At 71.2% G+C, this 18,034-nt stretch carries 17 protein-coding genes; 14 read left to right on the top strand and 3 right to left on the bottom strand.

Going from position 1 to position 18,034, the window contains the following annotated elements:
- Window positions 1-105: 105 nt before the first annotated feature.
- The 11 genes from FB453_RS21070 to FB453_RS21020 all read left to right on the top strand — a co-directional run bounded on the left by FB453_RS21070 (window position 106) and on the right by FB453_RS21020 (window position 13,382).
- The gene (locus FB453_RS21070) at window positions 106-2,106 is read left to right on the top strand and encodes a TIGR03960 family B12-binding radical SAM protein (RefSeq protein WP_112642074.1); all 2,001 of its coding nucleotides are present in this window, start codon (window positions 106-108) and stop codon (window positions 2,104-2,106) included.
- Window positions 2,107-2,369: 263 nt separating this feature from the next.
- A complete protein-coding gene (locus FB453_RS21065; RefSeq protein WP_112586006.1) occupies window positions 2,370-2,810 on the top strand; it encodes a hypothetical protein in 441 nt (146 codons plus the stop codon).
- Window positions 2,811-2,820: 10 nt separating this feature from the next.
- Window positions 2,821-4,305, top strand: a complete 1,485-nt coding sequence (locus FB453_RS21060) for a hypothetical protein (protein ID WP_145792617.1) — start codon at window positions 2,821-2,823, stop codon at window positions 4,303-4,305.
- Window positions 4,306-4,315: 10 nt separating this feature from the next.
- A complete protein-coding gene (gene mycP, locus FB453_RS21055; protein WP_145792615.1) occupies window positions 4,316-5,740 on the top strand; it encodes a type VII secretion-associated serine protease mycosin in 1,425 nt (474 codons plus the stop codon).
- 156 nt (window positions 5,741-5,896) lie between these two features.
- Complete coding sequence (locus FB453_RS21050) at window positions 5,897-6,709, top strand: TIGR03936 family radical SAM-associated protein (protein WP_112586001.1); 813 nt, start codon at window positions 5,897-5,899, stop codon at window positions 6,707-6,709.
- 131 nt (window positions 6,710-6,840) lie between these two features.
- The gene (locus tag FB453_RS21045; protein WP_145792613.1) at window positions 6,841-9,954 is read left to right on the top strand and encodes an Rne/Rng family ribonuclease; all 3,114 of its coding nucleotides are present in this window, start codon (window positions 6,841-6,843) and stop codon (window positions 9,952-9,954) included.
- A gap of 116 nt (window positions 9,955-10,070) precedes the next feature.
- Complete coding sequence (locus FB453_RS21040) at window positions 10,071-10,553, top strand: hypothetical protein (protein ID WP_145792611.1); 483 nt, start codon at window positions 10,071-10,073, stop codon at window positions 10,551-10,553.
- Window positions 10,554-10,719: 166 nt separating this feature from the next.
- Window positions 10,720-11,034: a 50S ribosomal protein L21 gene (rplU, locus tag FB453_RS21035; protein WP_007464063.1), complete on the top strand. Its 315-nt coding sequence runs from the start codon at window positions 10,720-10,722 to the stop codon at window positions 11,032-11,034.
- An 11-nt stretch (window positions 11,035-11,045) separates the two neighbouring features.
- A complete protein-coding gene (gene rpmA, locus FB453_RS21030) occupies window positions 11,046-11,300 on the top strand; it encodes a 50S ribosomal protein L27 (protein WP_030491740.1) in 255 nt (84 codons plus the stop codon).
- Between the two features lie 95 nt (window positions 11,301-11,395).
- Window positions 11,396-12,862, top strand: coding sequence for a GTPase ObgE (gene obgE / locus FB453_RS21025; protein ID WP_112585995.1), 1,467 nt, complete (start codon window positions 11,396-11,398; stop codon window positions 12,860-12,862).
- 70 nt (window positions 12,863-12,932) lie between these two features.
- Window positions 12,933-13,382 (top strand): GNAT family N-acetyltransferase, encoded by a 450-nt coding sequence (locus FB453_RS21020; protein WP_145792609.1) that lies wholly within the window; start codon window positions 12,933-12,935, stop codon window positions 13,380-13,382.
- 30 nt (window positions 13,383-13,412) lie between these two features.
- Here FB453_RS21020 and FB453_RS21015 read toward each other — a convergent pair whose 3' ends face one another.
- Both FB453_RS21015 and FB453_RS21010 read right to left on the bottom strand, forming a co-directional pair.
- On the bottom strand, window positions 13,413-14,072 hold the full coding sequence (locus FB453_RS21015) for a DUF6766 family protein (protein WP_145792607.1): 660 nt from the start codon (window positions 14,070-14,072) through the stop codon (window positions 13,413-13,415).
- A 66-nt stretch (window positions 14,073-14,138) separates the two neighbouring features.
- Window positions 14,139-14,630: a DUF4383 domain-containing protein gene (locus FB453_RS21010; RefSeq protein WP_145792604.1), complete on the bottom strand. Its 492-nt coding sequence runs from the start codon at window positions 14,628-14,630 to the stop codon at window positions 14,139-14,141.
- Between the two features lie 229 nt (window positions 14,631-14,859).
- On the opposite strand from FB453_RS21010, the gene FB453_RS21005 reads away from it, so the two are divergent.
- Genes FB453_RS21005 through FB453_RS20995 form a run of 3 tightly spaced genes read left to right on the top strand, consistent with a single transcriptional unit; the run spans window position 14,860 to window position 16,818 of the window.
- Window positions 14,860-15,705 (top strand): hypothetical protein, encoded by an 846-nt coding sequence (locus FB453_RS21005; RefSeq protein WP_145792602.1) that lies wholly within the window; start codon window positions 14,860-14,862, stop codon window positions 15,703-15,705.
- 31 nt (window positions 15,706-15,736) lie between these two features.
- A complete protein-coding gene (locus tag FB453_RS21000) occupies window positions 15,737-16,204 on the top strand; it encodes a phage holin family protein (RefSeq protein ID WP_112604330.1) in 468 nt (155 codons plus the stop codon).
- Window positions 16,201-16,818, top strand: a complete 618-nt coding sequence (locus FB453_RS20995; RefSeq protein ID WP_145792599.1) for a DUF3618 domain-containing protein — start codon at window positions 16,201-16,203, stop codon at window positions 16,816-16,818. The genes FB453_RS21000 and FB453_RS20995 overlap by 4 nt, the downstream gene beginning before the upstream one ends.
- A gap of 107 nt (window positions 16,819-16,925) precedes the next feature.
- Here the strand turns inward: FB453_RS20995 and FB453_RS20990 are convergent, their stop codons facing one another.
- Window positions 16,926-17,996 carry a glycosyltransferase family A protein gene (locus tag FB453_RS20990; protein WP_145792597.1) on the bottom strand — a complete coding sequence of 357 codons (1,071 nt, stop codon included), beginning with the start codon at window positions 17,994-17,996 and terminating at the stop codon, window positions 16,926-16,928.
- Window positions 17,997-18,034: the final 38 nt, after the last annotated feature.

Raw genomic sequence — 18,034 nt, 5'->3', positions numbered from 1 at the left:
CGGCAATCTCCTCTCGCGCCGATCCGAGGTTAGTACCGCGCCGCCACCACCGCCGATCGGGCGTGCGCGCGATCGCCGCCGGACGAACGCGTACCCTTGGGCATCATGAGTGCCCCGTCCACGACGCCGCGCGCGGCCGCGACCAACTCCGTGTGGTCCCAGCTCGAGCCGCTGCTACCCCAGGTCTCCAAGCCCATCCAGTACGTCGGGGGCGAGTTGGGTGCGGTGACGAAGGACTGGGACGCGGCCACCGTGCGTTGGGCGCTGATGTATCCCGACGCCTACGAGGTGGGCCTGCCCAACCAGGGCGTGCAGATCCTCTACGAGGTGCTCAACGAGCTGCCCGACACCCTCGCCGAGCGGACGTACGCGGTCTGGCCGGACCTGGAGACGCTGATGCGCAAGCACGGCGTGCCGCAGTTCACCGTCGACGCGCACCGGGCGGTGCGCGGGTTCGACGTGTTCGGCATCTCCTTCTCCACCGAGCTGGGCTACACCAACATGCTCACCGCGATCGACCTGGCCGGCATCCCGATGCTGGCCGCCGACCGCACCGACGCCGACCCGGTGATCGTGGCTGGCGGGCACGCCGCGTTCAACCCGGAGCCGATCGCCGACTTCATCGACGCCGCGGTGCTCGGCGACGGCGAGGAGGCGGTCCTGGAGATCACTGCGATCGTCCGGGAGTGGAAGGCCGAGGGCTCCCCGGGCGGCCGCGACGAGCTGCTGCTGCGGCTGGCCCGCACCGAGAGCGTCTACGTGCCGCGCTTCTACGACGTCGACTACCTGCCGGACGGCCGGATCCAGCGGGTCGTACCGAACCGGGCGGACGTGCCGTTCCGGGTGCACAAGCGCACGACGATGGACCTGGACGCCTGGCCGTACCCGAAAAAGCCCCTCGTTCCGCTGGCCGAGACGGTGCACGAGCGGTACGCGGTGGAGATCTTCCGGGGCTGCACCAGGGGTTGCCGGTTCTGCCAGGCCGGGATGATCACCCGCCCCGTGCGCGAACGGTCGATCACCACTGTCGCGCAGATGGTCCGCGAGGGCCTGGAGTTCTCCGGCTTCTCCGAGGTCGGCCTGCTGTCGCTCTCCTCGGCGGACCACTCCGAGATCGGCGACATGTGCTCGGGCCTCGCCCAGCAGTACGAGGGCACGAACGTCTCGCTGTCGCTGCCCTCGACCCGGGTGGACGCCTTCAACATCGACCTCGCGCAGGAGCTGTCCCGCAACGGGCGGCGTACCGGCCTGACCTTCGCCCCGGAGGGCGGGTCGGAGCGGATCCGCAAGGTCATCAACAAGATGGTGTCGAAGGAAGACCTGATCCGTACGGTCGTCACCGCGTACACCAACGGGTGGCGGCAGGTGAAGCTCTACTTCATGTGCGGCCTGCCCACCGAGACCGACGAGGACGTCCTCGAGATCGCCGAGATGGCCCACGAGGTGATCAGGGCCGGCCGGGCCGCGACCGGCTCCAAGGACATCCGCTGCACGGTCTCCATCGGCGGGTTCGTGCCGAAGCCGCACACCCCGTTCCAGTGGGCAGCGATGGACCGTCCGGAGGTCATCGACCACCGGCTCAAGATTCTCAAGCAGGCCATCAACGCGGACCGCTCGTTGGGCCGGGCCATCGGCTACCGCTACCACGACGGTGAGCCGTCGCTCATCGAAGGGCTGCTCTCCAGGGGTGACCGCCGGGTCGGCTCGGTCATCCGCAAGGTCTGGGAGAACGGCGGCCGGTTCGACGGGTGGAGCGAGCACTTCTCGTACCAGCGCTGGGTGGATGCGGCGGCCGAGACGCTGCCCGCTTTCGGGGTGGACCTCGACTGGTACACCACCCGTCAGCGCGACGAGCTGGAGGTCCTGCCCTGGGACCACCTCGACTCGGGCCTCGACAAAGACTGGCTCTGGCAGGACTGGCAGGACTCGTTCAGCGAGTTCGAGCAGGACGACTGCCGGTGGACGCCCTGCTTCGACTGCGGCGTCTGCCCATCGATGGACACCGAGATCCAGATCGGCCCCACCGGCAAGAAGCTTCTGCCGCTCACCCCGCTGGGCGGCAACGGCATGAAGGTCCCGTCGGGCCACTCGCACTCGCACCCCTGACCGCGCTGCCTTCGGGCGGCGCCTGCTGGCGGTGACCCACCACCCTCCACATCCGACATGTCGCCCAACGGGTCCGCGTCTCGCGGGCCCGTTGGCGTTGTTCGGGCTCGGCCCGCGTGCTGGCCCCCGCACCGGATCTTCCGCGAGATCGGCCGCCATCTGTACCACGTGCTGGTGGCTGGGGCTGCCTCGACTAGGTCAGACTCGATACGCTGCGTCTGACATGGACCGACCCGGCGGGTCGGGGACGGGGGAGGAATCGCATGGGGAGCATCCCGCCGCCGAGCATCGGCGATCTGCAAGTCAGCGTCGAGGACCTGGACGCCGCCGCCACGTACGTCGAGCGGCTCAGGCAGTACATCGACGACACCATCAAGTACGAGATGGAACGCATCAAGACGCGGATGAAGGGCGACAGCAACAACGCCCAGACCGTCCCGAACGGCACTCCGTTCGGCGCGTACGAGGACGCCGTCATGCAGTGGCGGGCCCTGGAGGCGTCAACGGTGAACATGGAAGCGCACCTCACCACGCTCTCCCAGAAGCTCGCCGCGCTCAAGGAGGGCACCGAGGAGATCGCCAAGGCGTTCCGCGACACCGAGGCGCGCAACGGCGCCAACGGCAAGGAGATCGAGCGGCTGCTGGAGTCGGCGGCGCCGCCGCCCACTGCCAGCGGCGCACCCACCTACCCGTACACGGCCTGAGGGGGACGTCATGGCTGGAGGAACCTGGGAGCGGTGCGTCCGTGAGGTGACGCTCTCCGCGGACCCGGAAACGGTCGGATCGGTCGGAGCGGGCTGGAGCAACCTCTCCAGCGGCCTGCAACAACTGCGCGACGCGCTTGTCGGTCGCTCGTTCGTCGGCCCGATCGCGACGGGCCAGGAACGCCCGCACGTCGGCGGTCTGCCCGGGATGCTCGCCGGTTGGAAGGGCGGCGGTGGTGACGCGTACCGCGAGCACCTGGGCAAGATCGGCAAGCAGATCGAGGATCTGATCACCGACGCGACGAACGTCAGTGGCGCGTTGACGCGGATCGAGGGCGACATCCGCAAGTCGGTCTCCACGATCCCGATTCCGCTGATGGACGACTTCGGCTTCAACGAGTGGAGCCTGCCCAACGGCACCGAGCTCGACGATGCCCGCGACGGCGAGAGCTCGTCGGGGTTCCTCGCCGCGCTGCGCAAGGACTACCAGAGCAACCCCGGCTCGTACGCCGACGGCGCGTTTCGTGACAAGGCCGACGACCTGGAAGCGACGATGAAGGTCGACGGTCAGGCCGGTGACCAGAAGCGGGGCGGCTGGTGGGACACCGGAGCCCACCTGGACAACTGGTACCGGGACAATCAGAACGCGGCGAACACCGCGATGGCGCCGCTGCCCCAGGCGGTCTACACCGAGCGTCCGAAGCTCACCGTGAACAGGCCGGAAAGTGGAATCGTCGAGGATGACCTCCGTCGCGACCCCCGGGTCCCCCCGTCGGGGCGGCCCGACATCGGCAGTGGCGAAATCGGCGGGAAGCCCGACATCGGTGGTGGCCCCACGATCGGCAGCAGACCGCCGGGCATCGGTGACACGGGCGGTCCGACGTCCACCGTCGACCCGTTCTCCCCGACCAAGCCCGGTGGGCTCGGCGATGGCTCGCCCACCGGCGGCACGGGTCAGCTCACGTCACCGTCGACGGGCTCCAGCTTGCCGGGCTACACCGACGGCGACGCCGGCTACAGCAGCGGTCTGGCTGGCGCCGCCCCTGGCGGGGTCGGCGGCCTGGGTGGCGGCATCGGCGGCGGCGGGGTCGGCAGCGCCGGTCTTGGTGGCGCCGGCGGTGGTTTCGGAGGCGGTGCCGGCGTCGGCTCGGCCGGCGGGATCGGCGGCGGTGCCGGCGGTGGCCTCGGCGGCGGTGCCGGGATCGGCGTGGGCGGCATCCCCGGCATGGTGGGTGGCGGCAACGGAAAACTGCCGCCGATGACGAGCGCGGCGAACGCGTTGCGCACGGCCCAGGCCGCCGGCGGCGCCGGGATGGCGGGCGGCGCGCGTGGTGCGGGCGTCGGCGGTGCCGGAATGATGGGCGGCGGCATGATGGGCGGCGCGGGTGGCGCCGGGCACGGTGGCGGCACCGGCTCCGAGCACTCGTCGTGGTTGACTGAGGATGACGATCCGTGGGGCCCTGGTGACGGGGCGTCCCCGGGTGTCCTTCGATGAGGATGGACGGATGAGGGTGAACGTCGGAAGCCTCCGGCCGGTGACCGCCTGCCTGCTGGCGGGGCTCCTGGTGGTGGGGGCCGCTCAGCCGGCGGCAGCCGCGCCCCGACGGGCCGAGCAGTGGTATCTGGACGAGCTCCGGATCGATCAGGCGCACAAGATCTCGACCGGGCGAGGCGTGGTCGTGGCCGTGATCGACACTGGTGTCGAGGCCGGCCATCCGGACCTGCGCGGTCAGGTGCTCGCCGGTGGCCGCAGCTACGGTGCCTCCGGAGATGGTCGAGCCGATGAGGACGGGCATGGCACACACATGGCCGGCATCATCGCGGCCAAGGGGAGCAGCGACGGTGTGACTGGCATCGCCCCTGGTGTGAAGATCCTTCCCATCAAGTTGCGCAAGGAGGATGGGGTCTACAAGAGCGCCGGGATGGCTCGGGGCATCCGGATGGCCGTCGACGGCGGCGCCAAGGTGATCAACATTTCCATCGGTGGCGCGGGCCTCGCCAACCCCGTGGAAGAGAGCGCAATCAAGTACGCCCTGGACCATGACGTCGTCGTGGTGGCCTCCGCGGGCAACACCGCCAGCGGCCGCACCGCCGTGGGCAGCCCCGCCAACACCCCGGGCGTGATCGCGGTGACCGGGACGACCAGGGGCGGCGCGTTCTGGTCCGGCTCGGTCCAGGGGCCGGAGGCGGTGGTCGCCGCTCCCGGCGACGGCATCTACAACGTCGCCAACGAGGGGGGCTACGGCTGGGGCGACGGGACCTCCGACTCCAGCGCGATCGTCTCCGGTCTCGCCGCGCTGATCCGGTCGAAATATCCGGACCTCAGCGCTCCCAACGTGATCAACCGGATCATCCGGACCGCACGGGACGCCGGTGCGTCCGGGCGGGATCCGCAGTACGGCTTCGGGGTGATCGACCCGACCAAGGCGCTGACCGCGAACGTGCAGCCGGTCACCGCCAACCCGCTGCTCGACCCGGCCGCCGCGGCGACCGACCCGGGCCCGGCCCGTGCCGGAGGCGCGGACGAGGAGTTCGACGTCACCCAGCACGGCGACCGCGGTGGTCCGACCGACCAGCAGGTCATGGTGGTCGGCATCGGCATCGCAGTGGTGCTGGTCCTGCTGCTGGGTCTGGTGGTCTTCCTCATCTGGAACCGCCGTCGGTACCGACGGGAGGCGGCCCGGGCCGCCGCCATCCCGGACGAGGTGCTCGACCGGGCGGCCCAGGGCGCCTACCCGCCGCCTGACGCGGGTTACGCCCCACCGCCGGGCTACCCGCCCCCACCCGGCCACGCCCCTCCTGCCGGGTATGCCCCTCCCTCCGGCTACGCCCCTCCATCGGGTTACGCCCCTCCCTCGGACTACACCCCGCCCTCCGGCTACGGCCCGCCGCCGGCCGGGGCACCGCCCGCGCCGCCGAGGGAGCGGTAACCGGTCCCGATCATCTGGCCGGCTGGTGACCTCCGCGTCGCCAGCCGGCCATTGGCTTTCCGCGCCGGGTGGCCGTGACCCTGTCGACCGTTTTGTGCCCGTCTGCCGGGAGGTTCGGCCGCCCCGGCTGCGTACCGTCACGAGCCCTGCGCCAGGATGGGCGGACACGCAGGTACACCCGAGGAGCCCACGATCGCCAGAAAGCCTCAACCCGAGGGCGGCCAGGCACCGGTCGTCCAGCGCGTCCGCATCCGGTACGCCAAGCGCGGCCCGCTGCGATTCACCTCGCACCGGGACTTCGCCCGGGCGTTCGAGCGCGCGCTGCGCCGGGCCGCTGTGCCGGTCGCCTTCTCCCAGGGTTTCCACCCGCACCCGAAGATCTCCTACGCCAGCGCCGCGCCGACCGGGGTGGCGAGCGAGGCGGAGTACCTGGAAATCGCCCTTCAGGCGGCCGTCGACCCGGAGGCGTTGCGCGCCGCGTTGGACGCCGCGCTCTCGCCGGGGCTGGACGTCCTGGACGCCGTGATTGCCGAAGGGGGCAACCTGCCGGACCGGATCGAGGCGTCGCACTGGCACATCGAGTTGCCTGAGGTCGACACGGCGGTGCTGCGCGCCGCGGTGGACGCGTTCGTCGCGGCCGAGGAGGTGCTGGTCGAGCGGATGACCAAGCAGGGTCGACGCACTTTCGACGCCCGAGCCGCCGTGATATCGATCGATGTCCAGCTGCCTACGCCGACGCCTTCCGGGGCGCCGGCCGTACCGTGTGCGATACTCGAACTGGTCGTGCGGCAGGTCACCCCGTCCGTACGGCCCGATGACGTCCTTTCCGGCCTCCGCGTGGTGGCCGACCTGGAGCCGCCGGTTTCGCCGAGGGTGACACGGCTGGCTCAGGGCACGTTGACCGCGCAGGGTGCGATCGTGGATCCGTTGGATGCGGACCGCGACGGGGCAGCCATCGTTGGGCACTGACCGACGGTCGGTGTTCTGGCAGGCAGACTTCGGCGGTCGCGCACCACGCGCGCCCGGCGGAAACACTTTTGCGGCGACCCTGCGTGGCAGCGCTCACCCGCGCCCGGGCTAGCCAGAACTGGAGAACGTCCATGCTCGAGAACGAGCCCGAGGGCGGCGAACGGACCGGTTCACAGCCGGCCGGTGATACCGCCGACCAGAGCACCACGGCCGACGGCGCCGCCGTCGAGACCTCCACCACGGCCGTCGGTTCGGCCTCGGTGGAACCGGCCGGCGCGGAGAGCGCTCCCGCTGAGGCCGCCGAACCGGCCGCGCCGGTGCGGCGTACCCGGACGACCCGTCGTCGGGCCGCTCCGCTCAACCAGCCGGAACAGACCGACGCCCCGATCGAGGCGCCCACCGGTGGCGCCGGCCACGTCGAGTCGCCGCAGGCGGAGGTCTTCGCCCCGGTCTCCGGCGACCTGGACGTCGCACCGAAGACCCCCCGGCGTCGTCGCAAGGCCACCCCCGTCGAGAAGACCGCTGAGGAGCCGCTGGTCGCCGCCGCTGCGGAGGAGGCCTCGGCCGAGGTGGTGCCACCGGTCAAGGTGACCCGTACCCGGCGCAAGAAGGCCACACCGGCGGCCGTCGAGGAGCCGCCCGCCACCGAGCAGCCGGCCGCCGTCGACGAGTCGCCCGCGGTCGAGGAGCCGGTCGTCGAGGAGCCGGACCTCACCGAGGAGCCGGCGGAGTCCGACCTGCGCGAGGCCGAGGCCGAGTTGAACGACTCCCCGGCTCTGCCGGGCACGTCCGCCGCCGATCTGGCCTGGAGCAGTGGCGCGCAGGACCGCTCCGGCGAGGTGCCACCGGGTGTGGCCGTCTCCGGTGTGACAGCTGAGCCAGCCGAGATCGAGCCGGAGCAGCCGCGTACCCGTCGTCGGCGCGCCGCACTCTCCGCGCCCACCGTGCTGTTCATGGCACCCCAGCCGGACGCCGTTCCGGTGACCCGACCGGTGGAGCCCGCCGCGGCGACCGAGGAGCCGGCCGTCGAGGAGGCCGCCGAGCCGTCCCGCCGCCGTCGGCGTGGTCGCCGCGAGGTCGAGCCGGTGGAGCCGATCGAGGCGATCGAGGCCGAAGAGGAGCCGACCGAGGAGGCCGACGAGGCCGCCGAGGCGGATGAGGACGACGAGGACAGCGCCGCCGCGCGCCGCCGCCGCCGGCGTGGTCGCCGCGGCCGGGGCCGGGGCAAGGGCGGGGCCGACGACGCCGAGGACGAGGAGTCCGAGGAAGCGGCGCAGGCCGACGAGGAAGAGACCGCCGAGGCAGAGGCGGAGGCCGACGAGGACGAGGAGTCCGAGGGCGGGGACGGTCTGACCCGTCGTCGTCGCCGCCGTCGCCGTCGTGGCGCCGGTGACACCGAGGGTGCGGCGGACGACGGCGTGCCGACCGTGGTGAAGATCCGCGAGCCGCGCCGGACCGTCGACGAGGTGCAGGGTGTGTCCGGCTCGACCCGGCTGGAGGCCAAGCGCCAGCGCCGCCGGGACGGTCGGGAGCAGCGCCGTACCCGCCCGCCGATCCTCAGCGAGTCGGAGTTCCTGGCGCGCCGGGAGGCCGTCGACCGGGTGATGGCGGTCCGCCAGCGCGGTGACCGCACCCAGATCGCCGTCCTGGAGGACGGCGTGCTGGTCGAGCACTACGTCACCCGCAACTCCTCGGGAACAATGGCCGGCAACGTGTACCTCGGCAAGGTGCAGAACGTGCTGCCGAGCATGGAGGCCGCTTTCGTCGACGTCGGTCGGGGCCGCAACGCGGTGCTGTACGCCGGTGAGGTCAACTGGGACACCTCCGGGCTGGAGGGGCGGGCCCGCTCGATCGAGCAGGCGCTGCGCTCCGGCGACTCGGTGCTGGTCCAGGTCACCAAGGACCCGATCGGGCACAAGGGCGCACGGCTGACCAGCCACATCGCGCTCTCGGGCCGGCACCTGGTCTACGTACCCAACGGCAACGCCTCCGGGATCAGCCGCAAGCTGCCGGACAACGAGCGCAAGCGGCTGCGGGACGTGCTCAAGAAGCTCGTCCCGGACGGTGCCGGCGTGATCGTCCGGACGGCCGCCGAGGGCGCCACCGAGGACGAGCTGGCCCGCGACGTCAAGCGGCTCCAGGCGCAGTGGGAGGACATCCAGGCCAAGGCCGCCGAGGGTGGCGCTCCGGTGCTGCTCTACGGGGAGCCCGACCTGGTCATCCGGGTGGTCCGGGACCTGTTCAACGAGGACTTCCGCGAGCTGGTGATCGAGGGTGAGCAGTCGTACGACATGGTTGAGTCGTACCTGTCGCACGTCTCCCCGGACCTGGTCGACCGGGTGCGCCGGCACGTCGGCACGAGCGACGTCTTCGCCGAGTACCGGATCGACGAGCAGATCATCAAGGGCCTGGACCGCAAGGTCTTCCTGCCCTCCGGCGGCTCGCTGGTGATCGACCGCACCGAGGCGATGACGGTCGTCGACGTCAACACCGGCAAGTACACCGGCTCCGGGGGCAACCTGGAGGAGACCGTCACCCGCAACAACCTGGAGGCGGCGGAGGAGATCGTCCGTCAGCTCCGGCTGCGGGACATCGGCGGCATCGTGGTGATCGACTTCATCGACATGGTGCTGGAGTCGAACCGTGAGCTGGTGCTGCGCCGGCTCACCGAGTGCCTGGGCCGGGACCGCACCAAGCACCAGGTCACCGAGATCACGTCGCTCGGCCTGGTGCAGATGACCCGTAAGCGCATCGGCGCGGGCCTGTTGGAGGCGTTCAGCGAGACCTGCGAGTGCTGCAAGGGCCGGGGCGTCATCATCCACACCGAGCCGGTGCCGGAGAAGCCGCGTCCCGCCGGTGCGGGGGAGAAGGTCAAGGCGGTCGCCTCGGCGGTCGCTCCCGCTCCGGCGGCCGAGCAGGCTGCCACCTCGCCCCGTCGCCGGGCGCGCAAGAACGCCCCGGCCGTGGCCGAGCGGACCGCGGTCGAGGTCGTCGACACCGACACCACGGCCGAGCCGGACGCCGACTACCAGGACACCATGGGCTACGACCTGTCCCGCTACGAGTCGGACACCGCCGCCGCACCGGCGATCTCCGACGCTCAGCAGGGCGAGTCGGCGCGGCTGGCCGCGGCGGACGACCCGGACGCGCTCGCTGACGGTGAGGGCGACGAGGAAACCACCGAGGGTGGTGGCGGCCGTCGCCGGTCGCGTCGCGGTGGCGCCCGTCGGCGGACCCGCCCCTGAGCGCCTGACCGGCCACGTGTTTGACGAGGTCCCTCTCCCGGCAAAGTGACGGGGGAGGGACCTCGCCGTTGCGGCCACCCGGCCCTCGATCGGCCGTCCCAGGTCAGGAGAAGAAGATGCGCCGTCTGCTCGCCGTCACCGTGCTGCTCACCATGCTCTCCGGCGCGACCGGCTGCTCCACCGGTGGGACGGCCGAGGGCGCTGGCTCGGCGGCCGCTGGCACCCCTCCCGGCCCGACCGGCATGCCGGCCAGCGGTGGTGTGGCGGGCGGTAACGCCACCCAGGTCTGCGCCGCCGCGCAGGAGGCAAGCACCACTGCGGTCCGGACGTACGTGGCTGAGCTGGGCCAGATGCTCGCGGCGGTGGGCGCCGGGGACAGCCGCACGGCCGAGGCCGCCCGGGGACGGGCCGAGGCGGCGCTGGCGAACTGGCGGACCGGGCTGCGGGAGCAGTCGGAGCGGACCGACGATCCGCAGCTCAAGACGCTGCTCACCGACCTCGGCGCCGAGGTTTCCGCCCTCGGTGCCGACGTCGGGTCGATCGACGAGACCGAACTCGACCGCCTCCAGCAGCGCCTCGACCAGCTCTGCGCGCGCTGACCAGGGCGGGCCGGTTTGGGGTCCGGGCCAGCGATGGCGTACTCTTGCCTGCGGCCCACCTTTGGTGTGCCGAGTTCCCGTGTGCCCGCGCCGCCGTGCACTGCTACCCGGCGAGCCGCTGCGGGAACGACCGCCAGCAGCCTCAACGACAGGGAGTCCGCCTCCGATGTACGCGATCGTCAAGACCGGCGGCAAGCAGTACAAGGTCGCCGAGGGCGACGTGATCGAGGTCGAGAAGCTCACCGGTGCCCCCGGTGACGCGGTGAAGCTCACCGCGGTGCTCCTCGTCGACGGTGACGACCTGGTGACCGACGCGGCGAAGCTTGCCGAGGTCGCGGTGTCCGGCGAAATCGCCGCGCACACCAAGGGCCCGAAGATCCGGATCCACAAGTTCAAGAACAAGACTGGCTACCACAAGCGCCAGGGTCACCGCCAGCCGTTGACCCAGGTCAAGGTGACCGGCATCTCCAGCGGGAAGTAGGTCGTCCTCCAATGGCTCACAAAAAGGGTGCGTCCAGCTCGCGTAACGGTCGTGACTCCGCGGCCCAGCGACTCGGCGTGAAGCGCTTCGGTGGTCAGGTCGTCAGCGCCGGTGAGATCATCATCCGGCAGCGTGGCACCAAGTTCCACCCCGGTGACCTGGTCGGCCGTGGCGGCGACGACACGCTGTTCGCGCTGTCCGCCGGTTCGGTCCTGTTCGGCACCAAGCGCGGTCGCAAGACCGTCAGCATCGTTCCGCAGCAGTAGTTCTCGGGCTAAGCGGGCCGCGGACCTCCGGGTCCCGGCCCGCTTAGCCTTTTTCGCGAAGTGCGAGGTCGAGCCTCGCTGGAAGGATTGACGCCGTGGCAACGTTCGTTGACCGGGTCGTTCTGCATCTGCAGGCCGGCGATGGCGGGCACGGTTGTGCCTCGATCCACCGCGAGAAGTTCAAGCCCTTCGGCGGGCCCGACGGCGGCAACGGTGGGCACGGGGGCAGCGTGTCCCTGGTGGTCGACCCGCAGGTGACCACGCTGCTCGACTTCCACTTCCACCCGCACGTCAAGGCCGACAACGGCAAGGGCGGCGCCGGCTCGAACCGGGACGGGGCCAACGGCCACAACCTGGTGCTCAAGGTGCCCAACGGCACCGTGGTGCAGACCTCCGACGGCACCGTGCTGGCCGACATGGTCGGCGCCGGCACGACCTTCGAGGTCGCCCGCGGCGGGCGCGGCGGGCGGGGCAACGCCTCGCTGGCCAACGCCAAGCGCAAGGCGCCCGGCTTCGCCGAGCTGGGGGAGCCCGGCGACCAACTGGACATCGTGCTGGAGCTGAAGAGCGTCGCCGATGTGGGCCTGGTGGGCTTCCCGTCCGCCGGCAAGTCGTCGCTGATCTCGGTGATCTCCGCCGCGAAGCCGAAGATCGCCGACTACCCGTTCACCACCCTGGTGCCCAACCTCGGCGTGGTCCGGATGGACAACCACACCTTCACCGTCGCGGACGTGCCGGGTCTGATCCCCGGCGCGGCCACCGGTAAGGGCCTGGGCCTGGAGTTCCTGCGGCACATCGAGCGCTGCGCCGTGCTGGTGCACGTCATCGACTCGGCGACCCTGGAGCCCGGCCGTGACCCGGTGGCCGACATCGACGCCATCGAGGCCGAGCTGAGCCAGTACGGCGGCCTGACCGACCGCCCGCGGTTGGTCGCCATCAACAAGATCGACGTGCCGGACGGCCGCGACCTCGCCGAGATCGTGCGCCCCGACCTGGAGGAGCGCGGTTACCAGGTGTTCGAGGTCTCCGCGGCCACCCGGGAAGGGCTCAAGGAGCTGACCTACGCGATGGCCGAGCTGGTCGACGCAGAGCGTAAGGCCGCTCCGCCCGCCGAGCCGACCCGGATCGTGATCCGCCCGATCGCCGTGGACGACGACGGCTTCACCATCACGGCCGAGGCGGACGGCTCGTTCACAGTGCGCGGTGTACGGCCGGAACGCTGGGTCAAGCAGACCAACTTCGACAACGACGAGGCGGTCGGCTACCTGGCTGACCGGCTGGCCCGGCTCGGGGTGGAGGACAAGCTGGCCAAGGCCGGCGCCCAGCCCGGTGACCTGGTCCGGATCGGCGCGCGCGAGTTCGACTGGCAGCCGACACTCTTCGCCGGTGTGGACTTCGTACCCGGCAACCGGGGCACCGACGTCCGCCTGGAGGAGAAGTCGAACCGGGCCTCCGCCGCGGATCGGCTCGCCGCCCGGAAGGCTCGCCGGGTGCGCTCGGCCGACGATTTGGGCGCGGACGCGTCCGACGACGACATCGACGACGAGGACGACGCCGAGTAGTCCGTTGCGGTCCGTGGTGGGGTTGATTTCCGGAAACCTCCCCGAAATCCACGCGTCCTAGCGTGGGGTGATGCTGATCGAGTCCCGGCCTGCCACCGATCCGGAGATCGCCGCCCTGGTCATCGCGCAGCAGCGTGAGCTGCGCGAGGCCGATGGTGGGTTGGACGGGCAGGTCTTCGTCCCCCACGACGATGTCCGCTACCTGGCGGTGGTGGTGAACGGTCGGGCGGTCGGCTGCGGCGGACTCCAGTCGCTCGATGCCGAGACCGGCGAGGTCAAGCGGATGTACGTCCGGCCCGCGTACCGGGGGCGGGGGATCGGTCGCCAGTTGCTCGCCGCGCTGGAGGAGTGCGCGTTCCGGCAGGGGCACTCGGTCGTCTGCCTGGAGACGGGCACCTACCTGCCGGCCGCTGTCGCCCTGTACACCGCGTGTGGCTACCAGCGGATCCCGGTCTACGGCGAGTACGTGGGCAACCCGTACAGCGTCTGTTTCGCCAAGCGGTTGCCGGTCGCGGCCTGACGGCCGCGTGGCCGCTGCCGCGTCCCCGTTTCAGGCGCCGGTGCTGGCGTGCTCGACGGTCACCGGCTTCGACTCCGGCGAGGCGTGCTGGCGCAGCACGATGCTCAGCAGGATCAGCGCGCCGACCGCGAGAAACTCGCTCTGCCAGTTCTGCATGGACTGGAACCAGAAGTCGCTGGTGCCGAGGAACTCCCACACCCCGATCGGCGGCGCCCCGCTCTGGAGCGCCTGCTCCTGGTTGTACGCGGCGGTGCCACCGAACAGGTGACCGACGAACGAACCGGCGAAGATCAGCAGCAGGGCGAGGGAGAGGCTGTTCCGGTAGATCACCAGCGGCAGGCCGCCGACGCGCACCGGCCAGGGTGACTGCGGGGTCGCCCGGCGCTCGTCGTCCTCTGGTCGGTCGGTCTGGTCCATCGGCTTCGACTCGGCCGAGCCCCGCTGCACGAGGTACGCGGTGAGCAGCACGTACCCGCCCATCTGGAGGAACTCGGACTCCCAGTTCTCGAAGACCGACTCGGCGAAGTGCCCACTGGTCAGGTACGCCGGCCAGCTCAGCGGCGCGGCCCCGAACTCGGTCAGCTCCTCATTGTGGGTCTGCCACCCGAAGACGCTCTGCAACACCAGAAAGACCAGGAACGCCCCCAGCATGGCGACGGCCAGGGCGTTGTCACGTAGCCAACGAGGCATGGTCGCACCTCCTTCGCCGGTCGATTTACCCCTGCGGGCGTGACCGCGAAACCACAAAAGTCCAGTTCACTGCCGGTCGGCGGGGCTGTCCAGGCGTCCGCCGGTGCCGGCCTGGTTCGACAGCAGCAGCCCGAGCGCGAGCATCCCGAAGCCGAGCGCGAGGTGCAGCCAGTTGTCGGCGTCGTTGACCGGCAGGATGTTCGCCCCGGCCTCCGGGTTGACCGCCTCGATCGCCAGGCCGTACAGCCAGAGAGCGAGGTAGGTCGCGCCACCGGCGGCCAGGAAGACGCGGGCACCGGCGACGCTGCGGGCCAGCACCAGGCCGACCAACCCGAAGAGCAGGTGCACCGCGTTGTGCAGGATCGACACCTGGAACAGACCGAGCAGGTGGGCGTCCGAGTGGTGCCCGGCGAACCGCAGCTCGCCGTACTCGGTGGTGATGCCGGGGATGAAGCCGAGGACGCCGATCAACAGGAAGACCCCGGCCACTACCAGCGCGGCCAACTGGACCCGGGGTCGTGGGCCGGCCGCTTGGCCGCCTCGCGCGTCTCGTGCCATCGCTGCCCCCTCCGTGGATCTACCGGCCTCGCGAACCTCACTGTCCGCAGCGGCGACGTGACGCAGCCCGACGATCCTCCATTTTGAAGACCAACCGGTGGGCCGCGCAGATAAATGCACGAAGAGGTATGGAAGCCAGAACGCAGGGTAGGTGAATGGTCAGCGGCGGCGGCAACGCGTCGCATCCCCCCAGCACAACCGCTACGACTTTCTGAGCGGAAGGGAAATCATGACTTACGATCTTTCACCTACGTCTTCCACGTACGGGCAGCAGTCGACCAACGGCGGTGGTGTCCGCGACCAGGCGCGCCAGGTTGGGTCGGAGGCCGCGCAGGCTGGTGGCGCGGTCGCCCAGACCGCCAAGGAGCAGGGCACCGAGGTCGGCCGTGAGGCGGCCCGGCAGGCCCGCAACCTGTACGGCGAGGCCCGCAGCCAGCTCGCCAGCCAGACCGGTGAGCAGCAGCGTCGAGCCGCCGGTGGGCTGCGTTCGCTGGCCGACGAGATGCGCTCGATGGCCGAGCAGGGTGGTCAGGCCGGCCCGGTGACCGAGTTGGCCCGCCAGGCCGCCGACCGGGTGCAGGGCGTCGCCGGTTGGCTTGAGCAGCGCGAGCCCGGCGACCTGATCACCGAGGTACGCGACTACGCGCGGCGCAACCCGGGCACCTTCCTGGTCGGCGCGGCGGTGCTCGGTGTGCTGGCCGGCCGACTGACCCGTGGCATCTCGGCCGCTGGCGACGAGTCGGGCAACGGTTCCTCGACCTTCCGGGGTTCCGGGGCGTACGACCCGGAGCAGACCGCCGTGATCCCGACGCAGCCGCCGGCGCCCCGCGCGGTGCCGGACGCCGTTCCACCGGGCGGCTACCTCGACCCGACCCCCGGTACGCACACCCCGCCGACGTCCGGTGGCTACACCGACCAGACGCCCGGTACCTACGCCGACCAGGCGCCCGGCGGCTCCGTCGAGCCGGGCCAGGGCGAGTACCCGGAGCACTCCGGCACCGGCCAGCCGCTGCCGCCGGTGACCCAGACCGACCCGCTGCCGGGCGTGCCGTCCAGCGGTAGCCCTCGCCCGTGAGCCGCCGAGTCATCCGAAGGGAGGCGACGGCATGAGCATGCCGACGCAGGGGTCCGGACTGGACTCCGGTTACCACCCCGACGCGGGTGCCCCGCACACCGCGTCGGAGGTGAAGGGCAGCTCGCTGGGTGACCTGATGCGTCAGGTCACCACGGACCTGTCGACGCTGATGCGTCAGGAGGTTGAGCTGGCCAAGGCCGAGATCCGCCAGGAGGGCAAGAAGGCCGGTAAGGCCGCCGGCCTCTTCGGCGGTGCCGGCTTCGGCGGCTACATGGTGGCCCTCTTCGTGTCCATCGCCATCTGGCAGTTCCTGGACAACGTCATGGACTCCGGCCTGGCCGCGCTGATCGTGGCTGTGATCTGGGCCGTGGTCGCCGCGGTCCTCTACTCAAAGGCCAAGAAGAACGCCCAGCACGTACGCGGCCTCCAGCAGACCAACGACAGCGTGCAGCGGATCCCCGACGCGCTCAAGCCGCACCCGGAGGGAGTCACCCGATGAGCACCGATCCCGATCAGATCCGCCGGGAGATCGAAGCCACCCGTAACAGCCTCAGCTCCGATGTGGATGCGCTGGCGTACAAGGTCAGCCCGAGCCGCATCGTCGACGACCGTAAGCAGCGGGCCCGTTCCGCTCTGCAGAATGTGAGGGACAAGGTCATGGGAACCGCGTCTGACCTCGGCCATGGCACCGGCCAGGCCGCCCACTCGGTGGGTGACCGCGCCTCGTCGGCGGCCTCCAGCGTCAGCGACGCCGCGCACTCGGCGGCGACCACTGTCAGCGACGCCGCGCAGAGCGCGCCGCGGGTGATCCGGCAGAAGTCCCAGGGCAACCCTCTCGCCGCCGGCCTGATCGCGTTCGGGGTCGGCTGGTTGGCCTCGTCACTGATCCCGGCCTCCCGCCGCGAGCAGCAGGCCGCCACCCAGGTGAAGGCCAAGGTCAGCGAGCACAGCGGGGCCGTGAAGGAGAAGCTGGGCGAGGTGGCCAGCGAGCTGCGCGAGCCGGCCCAGCAGGCCGCCGAGTCGGTGAAGTCCACCGCTCAGGACGCCGTGCACGCGGTCAAGGACGACACGAAGTCCGCCGCCCACCAGGTCAAGGACCACGCCACCCCCTGACCCCACACCCAACCAGCGCGACAGCTCGCGGTCACCCTCTGGTGGCCGCGAGCTGTCGCGTTGGGGTCAGCGCCGATCTTGCGGTACTCGGCTGGAGTTCTGCGGGTCTACCGGCGGTTTCGTCCCAACCGGAAGTGCAAGATCGCGGGGAGGCGTGGGTTGCGCGGGGCGGGGTTGGCTGCTCGGCGGATTCGGGTGTCGCCGTAGCGGACACCGCCCAGCAGGAGGCGTTGGGTGACCGCCAGCCAGCCGCACACACCGCGTTCCAGCAGCCAGAGTGGGGCTGCCAGTGCCGTGGCCGGCGGAAACACCCGGGTGCCGCCGGCGCGGCGCCGACCCGTCTCGGCCAGGGCGACGACCCCGGCCGCCGCGCCGAGCAGCAGCCTGGGGCGGCGCGACGCGACCGCCGCCGCCAGCGCCGGCAGCACCGCGAGCGCGATCAGCAGGCGAGCCGGCTGAGCCAGATCGTCGTACGCCTGACGGACCCGTTGACCACGGAAATGCGCGGCTTCCGGAGGCAGTCGGCGGACGTACAGCCAGGCCGGGGCGGCCTCGGTGCCGCCGTACCCGCGCACCGTGCGGATCAGCTCCAGGTTCTCGAAGAGCACGTCCGGGTCGTACCCGCCCATCGCGAGGAAGGTGCTGCGCCGCACGGCAAGGGTGCCCGGGTAGTCCGCCCCGAGCGCCCGGTTGAGCAGCGTGCGGCCGGTGTCCCACCAGGCGTGCCAGGGCAGCGGGTGGAAGTAGTTCTGCGGTCGTACCAGGTCGGCCCGGCCCAGCAGCCGGTGTACCGCGCTCAGCGCGGAACCGTCGTACCGGACGTCGTCATCGGCGATCACCACGTGCTCGTGGCCGGCGGCGCGGACGCCGGTGTGTACGCCCAGCACCTTGCCGTTGAGCCCACGCTCACTCGGATCCGGTGGGAGGTGCCGGACCAACCCCCGCCACGCCTCGGCGTGCCGGGCGAAGATGTCCGGAGGTGAGCCGTCGACCACAAGCACCTCCACCCGGTGACCGAGCCAGCGCAGGTAGTCGGTCAGCTCGGCCAGGCCGCTGTCGCTGTGCCAGCGCAGCGGCAGCACGTACGTCATCGGTAGCCGGACCGGCGACGTGCCGGCGCCCTCGGGCGCGACCTCCCACCGGCGGGTGGCGTCTTCAGTAGGGCTGAACGAGGACATGGCAACTCCGTGGCGGACAGGGTCGCGGTCGGTGTTGA

The organism is Micromonospora sp. CNZ322, assembly GCF_007827755.1.
The sequence above is the reverse complement of the archived record's forward strand: the minus strand, read 5'-3'. Positions and strand labels throughout refer to the sequence as shown.

Coding starts and splice junctions, on each gene's coding strand:
- FB453_RS21070 (WP_112642074.1), top strand. CDS start 106: ATGAGTGCCCCGTCCACGACGCCGCGCGCGGCCGCGACCAACTCCGTG.
- FB453_RS21065 (WP_112586006.1), top strand. CDS start 2,370: ATGGGGAGCATCCCGCCGCCGAGCATCGGCGATCTGCAAGTCAGCGTC.
- FB453_RS21060 (WP_145792617.1), top strand. CDS start 2,821: ATGGCTGGAGGAACCTGGGAGCGGTGCGTCCGTGAGGTGACGCTCTCC.
- mycP (WP_145792615.1), top strand. CDS start 4,316: ATGAGGGTGAACGTCGGAAGCCTCCGGCCGGTGACCGCCTGCCTGCTG.
- FB453_RS21050 (WP_112586001.1), top strand. CDS start 5,897: ATGGGCGGACACGCAGGTACACCCGAGGAGCCCACGATCGCCAGAAAG.
- FB453_RS21045 (WP_145792613.1), top strand. CDS start 6,841: ATGCTCGAGAACGAGCCCGAGGGCGGCGAACGGACCGGTTCACAGCCG.
- FB453_RS21040 (WP_145792611.1), top strand. CDS start 10,071: ATGCGCCGTCTGCTCGCCGTCACCGTGCTGCTCACCATGCTCTCCGGC.
- rplU (WP_007464063.1), top strand. CDS start 10,720: ATGTACGCGATCGTCAAGACCGGCGGCAAGCAGTACAAGGTCGCCGAG.
- rpmA (WP_030491740.1), top strand. CDS start 11,046: ATGGCTCACAAAAAGGGTGCGTCCAGCTCGCGTAACGGTCGTGACTCC.
- FB453_RS21020 (WP_145792609.1), top strand. CDS start 12,933: ATGCTGATCGAGTCCCGGCCTGCCACCGATCCGGAGATCGCCGCCCTG.
- FB453_RS21015 (WP_145792607.1), bottom strand. CDS start 14,072: ATGCCTCGTTGGCTACGTGACAACGCCCTGGCCGTCGCCATGCTGGGG.
- FB453_RS21010 (WP_145792604.1), bottom strand. CDS start 14,630: ATGGCACGAGACGCGCGAGGCGGCCAAGCGGCCGGCCCACGACCCCGG.
- FB453_RS21005 (WP_145792602.1), top strand. CDS start 14,860: ATGACTTACGATCTTTCACCTACGTCTTCCACGTACGGGCAGCAGTCG.
- FB453_RS21000 (WP_112604330.1), top strand. CDS start 15,737: ATGAGCATGCCGACGCAGGGGTCCGGACTGGACTCCGGTTACCACCCC.
- FB453_RS20995 (WP_145792599.1), top strand. CDS start 16,201: ATGAGCACCGATCCCGATCAGATCCGCCGGGAGATCGAAGCCACCCGT.
- FB453_RS20990 (WP_145792597.1), bottom strand. CDS start 17,996: ATGTCCTCGTTCAGCCCTACTGAAGACGCCACCCGCCGGTGGGAGGTC.